The organism is Exiguobacterium sp. s39 (genome assembly GCF_018618925.1).
Classification (GTDB): Bacteria; Bacillota; Bacilli; order Exiguobacteriales; family Exiguobacteriaceae; genus Exiguobacterium_A; species Exiguobacterium_A abrahamii.
This window is the reverse complement of sequence record NZ_JACSNA010000001.1, coordinates 1,328,232-1,342,588: the sequence shown is the minus strand read 5'-3', so window position 1 is coordinate 1,342,588 and position 14,357 is coordinate 1,328,232. Positions and strand designations below refer to the sequence as shown.

Annotated in this window: 14 protein-coding genes and 1 riboswitch; of the genes, 12 read left to right on the top strand and 2 right to left on the bottom strand. The window is 49.2% G+C overall.

What is annotated here, in order from left to right; translation table 11 throughout:
* Positions 1-2: 2 nt before the first annotated feature.
* The 5 genes from pknB to KNQ11_RS07140 all read left to right on the top strand — a co-directional run bounded on the left by pknB (position 3) and on the right by KNQ11_RS07140 (position 4,884).
* On the top strand, positions 3-1,937 hold the full coding sequence (gene pknB, locus KNQ11_RS07160) for a Stk1 family PASTA domain-containing Ser/Thr kinase (RefSeq protein ID WP_214770801.1): 1,935 nt from the start codon (positions 3-5) through the stop codon (positions 1,935-1,937).
* Positions 1,938-1,962: 25 nt separating this feature from the next.
* Positions 1,963-2,868 carry a ribosome small subunit-dependent GTPase A gene (rsgA, locus tag KNQ11_RS07155; RefSeq protein ID WP_214770798.1) on the top strand — a complete coding sequence of 302 codons (906 nt, stop codon included), beginning with the start codon at positions 1,963-1,965 and terminating at the stop codon, positions 2,866-2,868.
* A 2-nt stretch (positions 2,869-2,870) separates the two neighbouring features.
* A complete protein-coding gene (rpe, locus tag KNQ11_RS07150; protein WP_029342106.1) occupies positions 2,871-3,527 on the top strand; it encodes a ribulose-phosphate 3-epimerase in 657 nt (218 codons plus the stop codon).
* 22 nt (positions 3,528-3,549) lie between these two features.
* A riboswitch (TPP riboswitch) is annotated at positions 3,550-3,659 on the top strand.
* A 60-nt stretch (positions 3,660-3,719) separates the two neighbouring features.
* Positions 3,720-4,280 carry an energy-coupled thiamine transporter ThiT gene (thiT, locus tag KNQ11_RS07145; protein WP_023468761.1) on the top strand — a complete coding sequence of 187 codons (561 nt, stop codon included), beginning with the start codon at positions 3,720-3,722 and terminating at the stop codon, positions 4,278-4,280.
* A 1-nt stretch (position 4,281) separates the two neighbouring features.
* Positions 4,282-4,884 carry a thiamine diphosphokinase gene (locus KNQ11_RS07140; RefSeq protein WP_029342104.1) on the top strand — a complete coding sequence of 201 codons (603 nt, stop codon included), beginning with the start codon at positions 4,282-4,284 and terminating at the stop codon, positions 4,882-4,884.
* 54 nt (positions 4,885-4,938) lie between these two features.
* Here KNQ11_RS07140 and KNQ11_RS07135 read toward each other — a convergent pair whose 3' ends face one another.
* Together KNQ11_RS07135 and rpmB are read right to left on the bottom strand one after the other, a co-directional pair.
* Positions 4,939-6,342, bottom strand: a complete 1,404-nt coding sequence (locus KNQ11_RS07135) for an amino acid permease (protein WP_064299638.1) — start codon at positions 6,340-6,342, stop codon at positions 4,939-4,941.
* Positions 6,343-6,482: 140 nt separating this feature from the next.
* Complete coding sequence (gene rpmB, locus KNQ11_RS07130) at positions 6,483-6,671, bottom strand: 50S ribosomal protein L28 (RefSeq protein WP_023468758.1); 189 nt, start codon at positions 6,669-6,671, stop codon at positions 6,483-6,485.
* A 283-nt stretch (positions 6,672-6,954) separates the two neighbouring features.
* Between rpmB and KNQ11_RS07125 the strand changes: the two genes are divergently transcribed.
* The 7 genes from KNQ11_RS07125 (at position 6,955) to plsX (ending at position 14,341) form a co-directional block, all read left to right on the top strand.
* Positions 6,955-7,317: an Asp23/Gls24 family envelope stress response protein gene (locus tag KNQ11_RS07125; RefSeq protein ID WP_023468757.1), complete on the top strand. Its 363-nt coding sequence runs from the start codon at positions 6,955-6,957 to the stop codon at positions 7,315-7,317.
* Between the two features lie 25 nt (positions 7,318-7,342).
* Positions 7,343-9,016 carry a DAK2 domain-containing protein gene (locus KNQ11_RS07120; protein ID WP_370567758.1) on the top strand — a complete coding sequence of 558 codons (1,674 nt, stop codon included), beginning with the start codon at positions 7,343-7,345 and terminating at the stop codon, positions 9,014-9,016.
* A 100-nt stretch (positions 9,017-9,116) separates the two neighbouring features.
* Positions 9,117-9,779 (top strand): L-serine ammonia-lyase, iron-sulfur-dependent subunit beta, encoded by a 663-nt coding sequence (gene sdaAB / locus KNQ11_RS07115; protein ID WP_214770784.1) that lies wholly within the window; start codon positions 9,117-9,119, stop codon positions 9,777-9,779.
* Positions 9,780-9,783: 4 nt separating this feature from the next.
* On the top strand, positions 9,784-10,680 hold the full coding sequence (sdaAA, locus tag KNQ11_RS07110; protein WP_214770770.1) for an L-serine ammonia-lyase, iron-sulfur-dependent, subunit alpha: 897 nt from the start codon (positions 9,784-9,786) through the stop codon (positions 10,678-10,680).
* A complete protein-coding gene (gene recG / locus KNQ11_RS07105) occupies positions 10,664-12,694 on the top strand; it encodes an ATP-dependent DNA helicase RecG (RefSeq protein ID WP_050677494.1) in 2,031 nt (676 codons plus the stop codon). The genes sdaAA and recG overlap by 17 nt, the downstream gene beginning before the upstream one ends.
* An 85-nt stretch (positions 12,695-12,779) precedes the next feature.
* Complete coding sequence (fapR, locus tag KNQ11_RS07100; RefSeq protein WP_023468752.1) at positions 12,780-13,349, top strand: transcription factor FapR; 570 nt, start codon at positions 12,780-12,782, stop codon at positions 13,347-13,349.
* A complete protein-coding gene (gene plsX / locus KNQ11_RS07095; protein ID WP_050677493.1) occupies positions 13,346-14,341 on the top strand; it encodes a phosphate acyltransferase PlsX in 996 nt (331 codons plus the stop codon). The genes fapR and plsX overlap by 4 nt, the downstream gene beginning before the upstream one ends.
* Positions 14,342-14,357: the final 16 nt, after the last annotated feature.

Genomic DNA, 14,357 nt, shown 5'->3' with positions numbered 1-14,357 from the left:
ATATGCGATACGGAGATCGATTAAATGACCGCTACCGCATAGAACGGCTAGTTGGAAGTGGCGGGATGGCGAATGTCTATCAAGCCTATGATGAGATTTTAAAGCGTCATGTTGCCATTAAGATTTTACGGACCGAATTTTCGCATGACGAACAGTTCATTCGTCGATTCGAACGTGAAGCTCATGCTGCTACCAGCTTGAATCATCCAAACATCGTTGCCGTCTATGATGTAGGCGAAGAAGATGCCATCTATTACATCGTCATGGAGTATATCGATGGTATGACATTAAAGACATTTTGTGAAAATCAAGCATTACCTGTGCCGCAGGCCGTCGATATCATCGCTCAAATTTGTGATGCGATCGATCACGCCCATGCACACCGAATTATCCATCGCGATATCAAACCGCAAAACATGTTGATTCGAGAGGATGGTACCGTCAAAGTAACGGATTTCGGAATCGCTGTGGCGATGTCGAATGCGACGCTGACGCATACGATGTCCGTCCTTGGGTCCGTCCATTACTTTTCACCGGAACAAGCAAAAGGTAAATTTGCGGATGAGAAGTCGGATATCTATTCACTTGGTGCTGTCTTATACGAACTTGTGACAGGACAAGTCCCGTTCGAAGGTGATTCACCGGTTGCGATCGCTTTAAAGCATCTGCAAGATACACCGCGTCGCCCATCCGTCTTGAATCCGAAAGTGCCACAAGCGCTTGAGAACTGTATCATGCAGGCGCTCGCAAAAGCACCGCATGACCGTCAACAGTCCGTCGCAGCCTTTAAGGCAGATATGGTGACGGCGTTGTCTGACGAACGAGCAAGCGAAGGTATCCGAGGTGCAGAAGAGGATGAGCTGGAAAAGACGATGGTCTTATCGCCTGTACAAGTGCCAGAAGAATCAAAAGCGGAACCAGAATCACCCGCCGTCACGACCGTTCAACCGAAAACACCGGAAAAGAAAAAGAAAAAACGTTGGTGGATCGTCCTCTTATTGCTCATATTGCTAGGTGGTGCAGCTACGACGTTTGCGATGTGGCCAGATCCAACGGTCACCGTACCATCTGTCGTCAAGACGGATGGAGACGAAGCGGAAACGAAGCTTGAGAAACTAGGATTCGTTGTTGAGACGACAGAACGAAATAGCGATACAGTCGAGGAAGGCGATGTCATCAGTCAGACACCGCGTGAAAACGCACAAGTCAAGAAAGGCTCGACAGTCACCTTGGTCGTCTCTACAGGTAGTGCGCCGGTCGAAGTACCGGATGTGACAGATGACGCTGAAAAAGAGGCGATTGCCACATTAAAAGAGGCTGGATTCGCTAAAGTCGAGGTCGAACGTGAAAAGTCGGATGAAGTCGAGCGAGGTAATGTGATCCGGCAATCGATCTCTGCTGGGACGGAAGTGATTGCAAAAGAACAGACGATTACAATCACTGTCTCAGAAGGAACTTCGTCCTTTGAATTGAAAGATTTGACGAACTTATCGAGTGATGAAGCAAAAGCGTATCTCGATGAAATGGGTCTCGACGGCACGTTTGAACAAGAATTTTCAAGTGACGTCAAGCTCGATCAAGTCATTCGTCAATTCCCGCAAGCAGGAGCACAAGTCGAACCGAACGACTCCGTGACGGTGTTCATCTCAAAAGGTGAGGAAGAAAAAACGGTGACGGCAACGTTCCCTGAAAAGGTCGTCTATGATGCGGTCAGCGAGAACGAGGACGAGGAACCACCGAAACAAGTCATCCGGATTGAGACGGAAGACGCGAAAGGGAAGCGGACCGTCATCGAGGAATCGATTGATCAAGATGAGACATTCGACGTGCCGGTGACGATTGATCCAGGAGAAGAAGGAAAAATTACGATCTATAAAGACGATACGGTGTATCGTTCAAAAACCATCACGTACAATCAAGCAAAAGACGCACAATGAATGTGATGAAAAAGGAGTGCATAGGATGACGGAACAACGCATCGAAGAGAATCGAGAAGGAACGATCATACGTCTGCAGGGTGGCTTTTATGATGTCATGACACCAGAAGGAGAGGTCCGTTCACGGGCAAGAGGGAATTTCCGAAAACGCGGCATCAGTCCAGTCGTCGGAGACGAGGTCGTTCTTCATATCGAAAGTGAGACAGGATATATTCTCGAAGTGAAGGAGCGGAACAACTTTTTAGTACGCCCTCCAGTCGCGAATATCGACCAGGCATTGCTCGTCGTCTCGGCGGCAGAACCTGATTTTTCAGCGCACTTGCTCGACCGATTTCTCGTTTTGATCGAAGCGAAGGAAATTCAACCCGTCATCCTATTGACGAAGATGGATTTGCTGGACGATGTTAAAGGACCGGCTGTCCGAGAGGCGATTGCCGCTTACCGGAAGATTGGGTATACGGTCATCGAGACATCAAGTGAGACGTTGGCAGGTATTGAGCAAGTCCGTCCGTTACTTGCTGGAAAAACGAGCGTTCTCGCCGGACAATCCGGTGTCGGGAAAAGTTCATTGCTCAATGCACTGGAACCCTCTCTTGATTTAGAAACAAGTGCGATCTCGAAATCACTCGGACGCGGACGTCATACGACGCGCCACGTCACATTGATGCCGCTTGCCGAAGGATTGATTGCCGATACGCCAGGTTTCTCGAACCTCGATTTTCCGTATGATATGGAAATCGAGGATGTACGGTGGAGTTTCCCTGAATTCGTGGCTGTACAAGATGATTGCAAATACCGAGGTTGCTTGCATTTGAATGAACCCGGTTGTGCCGTCAAGGAAGCCGTCGAAGCCCAAGAAATCATGCCCTCTCGTTATGAGAACTATGGTATGTTTATAGACGAAATCAAGAATCGAGCCCGGAGGTATTGAAGATGATTAAAATTGCACCATCTATCTTATCAGCAGATTTTGCGAATCTCGAACGCGATGTTAAAGCAGTCGAAGCAGCAGGCGCGGACTATATCCATTTTGATGTCATGGACGGTCAGTTCGTACCGAACATCTCATTTGGATTACCTGTGCTTAGCAGCTTACGTCAAAAGACGGATATGATTCTCGATGTCCATTTGATGATCGACCAGCCAGAACGTTTCGTCGAGGATTTCGTCAAAGCAGGGGCGGACATCGTGACGTTCCACGTCGAAGCGACGAATCATGTCCATCGTGTCTTGCAACAAATCAAAGCAGCGGGCGCAAAGGCAGGAGTCGTCTTGAATCCCCATACGCCATTATCAACGATTGAACACGTCCTTGAGGATGTCGATATGGTTTTATTGATGACGGTCAATCCGGGCTTCGGTGGACAAGCCTTCATCGAGCGTGTCATGCCGAAACTCGCAGCACTTGCGCAAATGAAAGCAGATCGTGGTCTGACATTTGAAATCGAGATTGACGGTGGCGTCAATCCGGAAACGGCAAAGCTTTGCATCGATAACGGTGCGAACGTTCTCGTCGCAGGATCAGCAATCTACAATGCACCAGATTATGCGGAAGCGATCACTAGCATTCGTCAAGGGGCTGCCGTATAATAAGAACGAGAAAACGAAATATGATGACCGCAAGGGGTGTCGCTTGAAAAGCGGCTGAGAGGAGTCTTTTAGACTTTAACCCTTCGAACCTGTTCCGTTCAAACGGACGTAGGGATGTGGCGCACGCAGGCAGTACGGCGTTCGTCGTACTGCCTTTTTGCGTCCTCTCGTACAATGAAGGAGGAAAATAGCATGAAACGGTTACAAATGATGATGGAAATTGCCATCTTCGCCAGTCTCGGAGTCGTCTTTGATTTACTGATTCCATTCAAAATGCCACAAGGAGGCTCAATCAGCTTAGCGATGTTACCGATCTTCGTCATGGCATTTCGCCACGGTGTCGTCGGAGGGGTCGTCACGGGAGCGCTTGTCGGTACGATTCAATTGATGTTCGCTCCACAAGTCTTGACGATCGTTCAACCGATGCTTGACTATACGATTGCGTATGGTGTCGTCGGATTAAGTGGTCTGTTCGCGCGTCAAGTCAGACTAGCCGCGCGCAATGGACAAAAGAAAAGCTTGATGGCGTTCGTTCTCCTGGCGACGTTATTAGGCGCAGGACTCCGTTATATCTGTCATGTCATCAGTGGAATCGTCTTTTTTGCCGAGTATGCCGAAGGTCCAGTCGTACCGTATTCATTGATTTATAACGCGACATACATGGTACCGTCTTACGTTCTTTGTGGTGTCGTTGCGGGTCTTTTATTTACGACTGCGCCACGCTTACTCCGTTATTCGGCACGAGGCGTCTGAGATGCGGGCGATTCTCGTCTGTGCCGGTCCGCGAGAAGAAGCGCCGGATTTACGGACGTTTTGTCAGCCAGGTGATTTTATCGTCGGTGTCGATGGTGGTGTTCAGACGATTGAATCGTTTGGGCTGACATGCGACCTGACGATTGGTGATTTTGATTCGCTTGGTTATGTACCAGAAGGGGCAATCGTTCATCCGGCCGAGAAAGATGAAACGGATCTCGAACTGGCACTTCGTACAGTCTCAGAGAAGAAACAGTTTGAGGATACCTTCATTATCGGGGCGACAGGTGGGCGGCTCGACATGACCGTCCAAAATGTATATCTATTGAAGCGATACCCAGAGGCACGACTCGTGACGAAACGAGAAGAGGTACGATACTTGGCTGAGGGAACGTATGCAGTCGAAGCAGGGAGCTATCATTATCTTTCGTTCATTCCACTCGTACCATCTACTTTAAGCTTATCCGGAGTCAAATATCCACTTGATGCACATCCAGTACCGGTCGGAGGTTCCTTGACCGTCAGTAATGAATGGTGTGCGTCAGAAGCGAAGGTAGAGCTCCATCAAGGAGAACTATTGATGATGCGGACGCTTAAGGAATAGCACAATCATAGGAAAGAGGCCGTGGACAAATCCATGGCCTCTTTTTGTATGAAATTATTCTTCGAGTTGAGAAGGGGCGACACGGATGTCGCTTTGGGCGGATAGATGTTTTCCTTTGACGAAGAGATGATAACTTCCCCACATGACGAGGAAGAAAGGAACACCGATGTATAGAGCGATTCGTTGATCCGCTTGAAACGCAAGACTGACGAGGACGACGACGTTTAACGTCAGCGAAATCAGTGGTAACACCGGATAGAGTGGTGTCTTGAATTTCAGTTCGGATACATCGTGTCCGTTTCGGACGAACTGACGACGAAATGCGAGCTGCGAAGCAGAAATCGAAATCCAGCCGACTTGAGCGCCAAGTCCGGCTAAGGACAAGAGCCAAATGAAGACGGTATCCTCTGCGAAAAACGCGGTTAGGAGCGATAACATCGCAAACATCATCGTAAAGAGTAACGCGCGCATCGGCACACCACGTGCATTGACGTAAGATAATTTCTTTGAAATCATCCCTTCTTGCGCCATCGCCCATAACATCCGAGTCGCCGCATATAATCCGGAGTTTCCGACGGACAATAGTGCCGTCAAGACGACGATGTTCATCAAATCAGCAGCGTACGGAATACCGATCGCATCAAAGACCATGATGAACGGACTGCTGACTCCGCCAGCTGTTTCATACGGAATTAATGCACCAACGATCGTAATCGATAAGACGAAGAAGATGAACGTCCGCCAGACTGTATTGCGGATGGCTTTTGGAATCGATTTTTCGGGCGTGTCGGACTCCCCAGCCGCAACACCGATCAATTCCGTTCCTTGGAAGGCGAAGTTGACGGCAATCATCGTCGTCAAGACACCGAGAATCCCGTTTGGAAACCAACCGCTTGCCGTAAAGTTCGCGAATAACGATGTTGGGCGATCTGCTTCCATCGGTAACCAGCCGAACCAAGCAGCGCCACCTAGAATGATGAAGAACAGGATCGCGAGGACCTTCAAACTCGAGAACCAGAATTCAGCTTCACCGAATGCTTTGGCGGAGACGGCATTCAGACCGAACAGCAAGACCGTAAAGACGGTACACCAGACGACAACGGGTACGTTCGGAAACCAGCGGTCCATCAAACTGCCGGCAGCTGTAATTTCGAGTGCGACCGTCACGGCCCAGCCGAGCCAATAAATCCAACCGACGGCAAAGCCGACCCCTGGTCCGATGAAGCGGGTCGTATAGGTCTGAAATGACCCCGAGACCGGCAGATAGACCGCTAATTCTCCTAGACATAACATCGTCAGATACATGATGGTCCCACCCACGATGTAACTGAGGACCGCCCCGAGAGGTCCTGCTTGTGAAATCGTTAATCCTGACCCTAAAAATAAGCCTGTTCCGATGATTCCGCCGAGTGAAATCATGAACAGGTGTCGACTCGTCATCTCTCGTTTGAGTTGCATGATGACTTCCCCCAATTCTGACAAAATAAAGTACGTTCCTATTGTAAGCGTTTTCAATAAAAGCGACAATTAGTTTATGAGAAAAATAAATGAGGGCATAAAAAAACCGGAAGGGAAGATTCCCATCCGGTGGTTGCGCCTTATACGCGTTCGACTTTACCTGATTTAAGAGCTCGAGCTGAAACCCAAACCTTTTTCGGCTTACCGTCGACGAGGATACGTACTTTTTGTACGTTGACTCCCCAAGTACGTTTTGTTTTGTTCAATGCGTGTGAACGGTTGTTACCCGACTTTGGCGATTTCCCAGTAACGTAGCATTTACGTGCCATGCGTTCCGCCTCCTTTTATGTTGTTTTGCGTTCGTCCTAATAGACACTTTGCTATCTTAGCATGGTGTCAGGGCGGTTGCAACATAAAAAAAGTAGCTGACAAGAAAAAAACTTGACAGACAACCTCGAAATTTAAAATAATGGATGAGGATGATGGTAAAAGTTCATTTGACCGCTACTATTTTTCACTTATTCATTGTATAGTCAGTACGGCGACTTTTCAATAGTAGGTCCTTATAGTAGAATTATGAGAAGAATACAATATTCAAAGGGGGCTACTCAGGTGGCGATCGAGATGAAAACGACCTATGGAAAGATTGATGTAGATAATGATGTCGTCGCGCAACTTGCGGGCGGCGCAGCAATGGAATGTTTTGGTGTCGTTGGTATGGCATCCCAGTCTCAAATCAAGGATGGTCTTGCTGAACTCTTAAAACGTGAGAACTTTGCACGCGGTGTCATCGTTCGACAGGCTTCAGAGCAGGTCCATATCGATATGCATATCATCGTAAGCTATGGAACGAAAATCTCAGAGGTGGCGAACAACGTACAGAGTCGCGTGAAATACACGCTCAGTCAGGCACTAGGTCTTGACGTGACATCTGTGAACATCTTTGTCCAAGGAGTCCGCTTGACGAATGTCTAAGGCGGGAATAGAGGAGGAAACTTTAGTGAGTGTAGATCGTTTAACAGGAGCGCAGTTAGTCAAGATGATTCAAAATGGCGCGGCGAATCTCTATCAAAATGCAGATTTCGTCGATTCATTGAACGTCTTCCCTGTGCCAGATGGTGATACGGGAACGAACATGAATTTGACGATGACTTCAGGAGCAAAAGAAGCAGGTAAATCAACTTCGGATTCTGTATCGGAAGTCGCGAACGTCTTCGCACGTGGATTATTGATGGGGGCGCGCGGAAACTCTGGCGTCATCTTAAGTCAATTGTTCCGTGGATTCTCGAAATCAATCGAAGGCAAAACAACGATTGATACGAAGGAATTCGCAGATGCGTTACAAAAAGGTGTCGATACAGCATACAAAGCAGTCATGAAACCGGTTGAAGGAACAATCTTGACGGTTGCCCGTGAAACAGCGGTCGCTGCTATCGCACAATCTGAGACAACGACGGATTTCTTAGAGTTGATGCGTCAACTCGTCGAAGCTTCGAAAGTATCGCTCGACGGAACACCAGAACTTCTTCCGGTATTAAAAGAAGTCGGCGTCGTTGACTCTGGTGGTCAAGGTCTCGTTTGTATCTATGAAGGATTCCTCGCAACACTCGAAGGAAAAGAACTCGACAAACCGCATGCGCCTGTCATGGAAGCACTCGTCGAAGCAGAGCATCATAAAACGGCTCAAAGCTTCATGTCGACAGAAGAAATCCATTACGGTTACTGTACGGAAATCATGGTTCGTTTCCAAGATGACAAGCTTGCGAATGCACCATTCAGCGAAGAAGACTTCCGTAACGAATTAGCGGAATTCGGTGATTCATTGCTCGTCGTAGCGGATGAAGAACTCCTTAAAGTTCACGTCCACGTTGAAACACCAGGAGAAGTCATCACAAAAGGACAACGTTTCGGTGAACTCGTCGCTGTTAAGATTGAAAACATGCGTCAACAACACTCGACGATCCTTGAAGAAGAAGGTGCGAACCAAGTCACTCCAGTCGCTGCACCGAAGGCAAAAGCGAAAGCAGCCCTCGTGACAGTCGCAATGGGTGAAGGAATCAGCGAACTCTTTAAATCACTCGGTGTCAGTGTCGTCATCGAAGGCGGACAAACGATGAACCCGTCGACGGAAGATATCGTTAAGGCGATCGAGGATGCACACGCTGAACACGTTTATGTCTATCCAAACAACTCAAACATCATCATGGCCGCTGAACAAGCAGCATCTGTTGCGAATTGTGGTGTGACGGTCGTGAAATCAAAAACAGTTCCACAAGGTTTAGCAGCAACAATCGTCTATAATCCAGAAGCGACTGTCGAAGAGAACGAAGCGCACATGGCAGATGCGATTGCAGCCGTTAAGTCGGGACAAGTCACATATGCCGTACGTGATACGAACATCGATGGTGTTGAAATCAAGAAGGACGACCATATGGCGATTGCTGAAAAACAAATCGTCGCTACGGATTCTTCAAGTCTTGGTGCCGTCAAGAAACTCGTCGATACACTCGTCACTGAGGACGACGAAATCATCACGGTTCTTTACGGTGAAGGCGTCTCGACAGAAGAAGTCGACGACCTCGTTGCGTACATCGAATCGGTCAATCCGGATGCTGAAGTGGAAGTCCACGACGGCAAACAACCACTTTATTCGTACATTTTAAGCGTCGAATAAAACCATCATACTGAAAAAGGGCGACTAGCCTTTTCACGAATCCCACCATCTGCGATAATAGAGGTGGGATTTCGTTTGTTTCATAGAGAGGGGAAAAGAAATGAAATATCGTAGCGTCTTTGACATCATCGGACCAGTCATGGTTGGTCCATCGAGCTCGCATACAGCAGGGGCTGCACGGATTGGATTGATGGCGGGTAAATTATTCGGGGAAACGCCTACTGTCATCCACATCACCTTTTACGGTTCATTCGCGGATACGTATCGTGGACATGGAACGGATGTCGCCATCATCGGCGGTGTTCTCGGATACGATACGTTTGACGACCGGATTCCACAATCGATCGATATCGCGAAGTCGAAAGGGATTGAGATTCATTTCGAGACGAGTGAAGCGTTGACGGATCATCCGAATACGGCTCGTGTCCATTTGACGAATGGAGTAGAAGAGTTTGAATTGGTCGGTATTTCAATTGGTGGGGGAACGATTGAAATCACGGAATTAAATGGTGTATCGCTTCGTTTGTCCGGTGGGGGACCGGCACTCGTCGTCTTGCACCATGACCGCTTTGGTGCGATTGCAGCCGTGACGAGCATTTTGGCTGATTACGAAATCAACATCGGGCATATGGAAGTGTCACGGCATGAAAAAGGAAAACAAGCACTCATGGCAATTGAGATTGATGACCGGATAACGGCAGAAGTGTTGGAAGAAATCGATCGGTTACCTCAAGTCGAGCGTGCCGTCATGATGGGAGAGTGAAGACATGTTTAAATCCGTAAAAGAACTCGTCGCCATCGCGACGGAACGAAATATTCCGATTTCGGAAGTCATGATCGAGCAAGAGATGATGGTTCGTCATTTAGAGCGAGATGAAGTCTATGCGATGATGGAACGAAACCTACAAGTGATGGAAGAAGCAGTCGCTCGTTCACTTGATGGTGATGGTGTCCAGTCGGTGACAGGACTAACCGGCGGGGACGCTGTCTTACTTCAACGATACCGTGCTTCAGGTAAAGGTTTGTCAGGAGATCTGCTACTTGATGCCGTCAGTAAAGCGATTGGGACGAATGAAGTCAATGCTGCGATGGGAAAAATTTGTGCGACACCAACGGCAGGGAGTGCCGGCGTCGTGCCTGGTACACTATTTGCCGTCAAAGATCGGTTAAACCCAACGCGTGAGCAGATGTTACGCTTCTTGTTCACATCCGGTGCGTTCGGCTTCGTCGTCGCGAACAATGCGTCGATTTCCGGAGCGGCTGGTGGATGTCAAGCAGAAGTTGGTTCAGCAACAGCGATGGCAGCTGCTGCCATCGTTGAGATGGCGGGCGGAACACCGGATCAGTCAGCGCATGCTTTTGCGATCGCGCTGAAGAACATGCTCGGACTCGTCTGTGATCCTGTTGCAGGACTCGTCGAAGTGCCATGCGTGAAACGCAATGCGATGGGTGGGGCGAATGCTGTTGTCGCTGCCGACATGGCACTCGCTGGAATCACGTCACGGATTCCGTGTGATGAAGTCATCTCAGCCATGCATGAGATTGGTCAGATGATGCCGTCTGCGCTTCGCGAGACAGCAAAAGGTGGACTCGCGAATACGCCGACGGGTCGCTGGCTCGAAGCGAAAATCTTCGGAGAGTTATCGAATGAATCCATCACGTGACGTCAAGACATTAAAAGGTGTCGGACGGGATTTAGCGAAAAAACTAGAAGAGATGAATATTCTCACCGTTGCGGACGTGCTCGAGCACGTCCCGTTTCGTTATGACGACTTCGTGACGGGAAGTCTAACGGAAGCAATCCATGAGGATAAAGTCAAGTTCACGGGTCAAGTCCAATCTGAACCACTTGTGCGCTATTACGGAAAAGGAAAGAACCGTTTGACGTTCCGTTTGCTCGTCGAAGAACGGTATAGTGTGACCGTAACGATGTTCAACCGGGCATTCTACAAAGACCAATTGCAACTTGGGGCAGAAGTGACGGTCAGTGGCAAGTGGGACTTACACCGGATGACGATCTCTGCGACGGAATTGCAATTTGGAGCAATCGAAGGCGAATTGACACCGGTCTACTCGCTACGGGGTGACATGCGGATGAAGACGTTCCGACGCGTCGTCGACTTGGCGTTCAAGGAGACTGAGGCATTAGCTGAACGGATCCCGGATAGTATCCGGAAGACATACCGGTTACAAGACCGGATGACGATGTTAAAGTCGCTTCATTTCCCAACGAATCGACAAGAGTTAACGGCTGCTCGTCGGAGTTATGTCTACGAAGAGTGCCTCTATTTCCAACTGAAATTACAGGCGTTACGTCTTGGGCGACGGAAAGGTCAAGGGATTGCTCTTCCCCTTCATGAAACGGATATCGCGAATTTCATCAAGAGCCTGCCGTTTCCGCTGACAGGTGCCCAGCAACGTGTGACAAAAGAAATCCTAGACGACATCGGTCGTGGCGAACGAATGAATCGGTTGTTGCAAGGAGATGTCGGAAGCGGGAAGACCGTCATCGCAGCCATCGCCTTGTTCGCGACGGTTCGTGCCGGAAGACAAGGCGCCTTAATGGTGCCGACCGAAATTTTAGCGGAACAGCATGCAGCGTCGCTCGCCCCATTGCTTGAACCACTTGGGATTCGGGTCGGTCTACTGACGAGTTCAGTTAAAGGAAAAGCGCGCGCGCACTTGCTCGAAGCCCTCGCAACAGGAGAGATCGACGTCTTGGTCGGAACACATGCGCTGATTCAAGACACCGTCCAGTTCAAGGCATTACACCTCGTCATCACCGATGAACAACATCGCTTCGGTGTCGAACAACGGAAGCGGTTGCGCGCGAAAGCTGAACAGGCAGATGTATTATATATGACAGCGACACCGATTCCGCGTACGCTTGCGATATCGGTCTTTGGAGATATGGATGTTTCGATCATCGATGAGATGCCGGCGGGACGAAAGGAAATCGAGACCTACTGGGCGAAACCGCAACAGATGGAACGCGTTTTCGGGTTCGTCGAGAAAGAATTGTCGCAAGGTCGACAAGCCTACGTCATCACGCCATTGATCGAGGAATCCGAATCACTCGAAGTTCAAAATGCGATCGAATTACATGCGACATTGACCGAGCGGTTCAAGCCCTATCATGTCGGTTTGATGCATGGGCGCTTGACTTCTTCTGAAAAAGACGAGGTCATGCAGGCGTTTAAGGAGAATACTGTTCAAATCCTTGTTTCAACGACGGTCGTCGAGGTCGGCGTGAACGTTCCGAACGCGTCGATCATCGTCATTCATGATGCAGAACGCTTTGGTCTTGCGCAGTTACACCAATTAAGAGGGCGCGTCGGTCGAGGCGATGCCCAGTCTTACTGTATTCTAATCGCCGATCCCTCTTCCGATACGGGAAAAGAACGGATCAAGACGATGACGGAGACGAACGATGGCTTCAAGCTAGCGGAAAAGGATTTAAAACTGCGCGGAGCCGGAAATTTCTTCGGTACCGAACAAAGTGGATTACCGCGCTTCGTCTTGACTGATCCTGCGCTCGATATACAAGTCATGGAAACTGCGCGACAAGATGCAGTCCGCTTACTGCGATCGGACGCCTTTTGGCAAGCGCCGGAATACGATGTCTTGCGTGACTATATCGAACGACAAGGGCTACTTGAAGGAGAAAGAATCGAATAATACTTGAAAGTGAACAACAAGGGATATATACTACTGTTAGTACCAGGTAATAATAGTGGTCATCCTTCTTGTGGGAGGAACATACATGCGGGTACCTAAAAAAGAGAGACAACAAGAATTATTACAGACGATCGAGCAAAATCCGTTCATCACGGATGAAGCGCTGGCGACACGATTCCGTGTCAGTATCCAGACGATTCGTCTCGACCGGATGGAATTAAAGATTCCGGAATTACGGGAGCGAATTAAACACGTCGCGACCGAACGGCTGGATGATGTGCGTACGTTGACTGAAAATGAAGTCATTGGTGATATGATTGACCTGAAACTCGATACATCTGCGATCTCGATCCTTGAGATTTTGCCGGAACATGCGTTTAGTCGGAATGCGATCGCCCGCGGACATATTTTGTTCGCGCAGGCAAACTCGCTTGCGATTGCGCTCATCGACGATGAACTCGCGTTGACGACACGTGCGAACGTTCAGTTCACACGCTCCGTTCACGTCGGAGAACGCGTCGTTGCGAAGGCATTCGTCAGTTCCCATCGTCAAGATGGTCGTTCTGACATCACGGTGGAGAGTTATGTCGGTGAAGAATGTGTCTTTATCGGTGAGTTCACGGTGTATCGAAGTAGTAAGGAGGAATCGAAATGATTTTAGCAGTTGACGCTATGGGGGGCGACCACGCACCCCGTGCCATCGTAGAAGGGGTCGTTGCCTATCTGGCAGAACGTCCAAACGAAAACATCGATATCCGACTAGTCGGAGATGAGTTGAAATTACGCTCATACACAATCGAGGATCCGCGCGTGACGATCGTCCACGCGGCATCCGTCATCACCGGAGAAGATGAACCGGTACGTGCGATTCGCCGCAAGAAAGATAGCTCACTCGTTGTGGCTGCAAACCTGGTGAAATCAGGAGAGGCAGATGCCTTGATTTCAGCAGGCAACACGGGAGCGCTCATGACTGCCGGATTGTTCGTTATCGGTCGAATCGAAGGAGTTGACCGTCCTGCACTGGCCCCGACTTTCCCGACACGTAATGGGAAAGGTGTCGTCATCTTAGATGTTGGCGCCAACCCGGATGCGAAGGCAGAGCATTTGCTCGATTATGCCATCATGGGGTCTGTCTACGCAGAACAAGTTCGCGGCATCACACGTCCAAAAGTCGGACTCCTGAATATCGGATCAGAAGCCGGTAAAGGGAATGCACTGACGAAGGAAACGTATCCGCTACTTGAGACAGCACCGATTCATTTCGTTGGGAACGTCGAGGCGAGAGAAGCGATGAGCGGTGACGTCGATGTCATCGTCACGGAAGGTTTTGCCGGCAATACGTTACTTAAGAGTACAGAAGGGGCTGCCAGTATGATCATGGGTGTCATGAAAGAACAATTCATGAGCTCTTGGACATCAAAGCTCGCCGCTCTCGTACTAAAACCGAAGTTGAAAAAAATGAAGCAGTTGCTCGCTTATGAAGAATATGGCGGTGCCGGACTATTCGGCATAGCGGCTCCGGTCATTAAGGCGCATGGTTCAAGTAATGCCTACGCCTTCAGCCGAGCGCTCGTTCAAGCTGAAAAGATGGTCGAACAAGAAGTCGTTGCCAAAATCGTTCAAGCGAAGGCAACAGAAGCACGTTAAGAAGGAGTGAGACGAG

What these genes read in the sequence shown, in the direction of transcription:
- KNQ11_RS07140 (WP_029342104.1), top strand. Translation starts at nt 4,282, where the DNA reads ATGCGGGCGATTCTCGTCTGTGCCGGTCCGCGAGAAGAAGCGCCGGAT.
- KNQ11_RS07135 (WP_064299638.1), bottom strand. Translation starts at nt 6,342, where the DNA reads ATGCAACTCAAACGAGAGATGACGAGTCGACACCTGTTCATGATTTCA.
- rpmB (WP_023468758.1), bottom strand. Translation starts at nt 6,671, where the DNA reads ATGGCACGTAAATGCTACGTTACTGGGAAATCGCCAAAGTCGGGTAAC.
- rpe (WP_029342106.1), top strand. Translation starts at nt 2,871, where the DNA reads ATGATTAAAATTGCACCATCTATCTTATCAGCAGATTTTGCGAATCTC.
- pknB (WP_214770801.1), top strand. Translation starts at nt 3, where the DNA reads ATGCGATACGGAGATCGATTAAATGACCGCTACCGCATAGAACGGCTA.
- fapR (WP_023468752.1), top strand. Translation starts at nt 12,780, where the DNA reads ATGCGGGTACCTAAAAAAGAGAGACAACAAGAATTATTACAGACGATC.
- recG (WP_050677494.1), top strand. Translation starts at nt 10,664, where the DNA reads ATGAATCCATCACGTGACGTCAAGACATTAAAAGGTGTCGGACGGGAT.
- sdaAB (WP_214770784.1), top strand. Translation starts at nt 9,117, where the DNA reads ATGAAATATCGTAGCGTCTTTGACATCATCGGACCAGTCATGGTTGGT.
- thiT (WP_023468761.1), top strand. Translation starts at nt 3,720, where the DNA reads ATGAAACGGTTACAAATGATGATGGAAATTGCCATCTTCGCCAGTCTC.
- plsX (WP_050677493.1), top strand. Translation starts at nt 13,346, where the DNA reads ATGATTTTAGCAGTTGACGCTATGGGGGGCGACCACGCACCCCGTGCC.
- sdaAA (WP_214770770.1), top strand. Translation starts at nt 9,784, where the DNA reads ATGTTTAAATCCGTAAAAGAACTCGTCGCCATCGCGACGGAACGAAAT.
- rsgA (WP_214770798.1), top strand. Translation starts at nt 1,963, where the DNA reads ATGACGGAACAACGCATCGAAGAGAATCGAGAAGGAACGATCATACGT.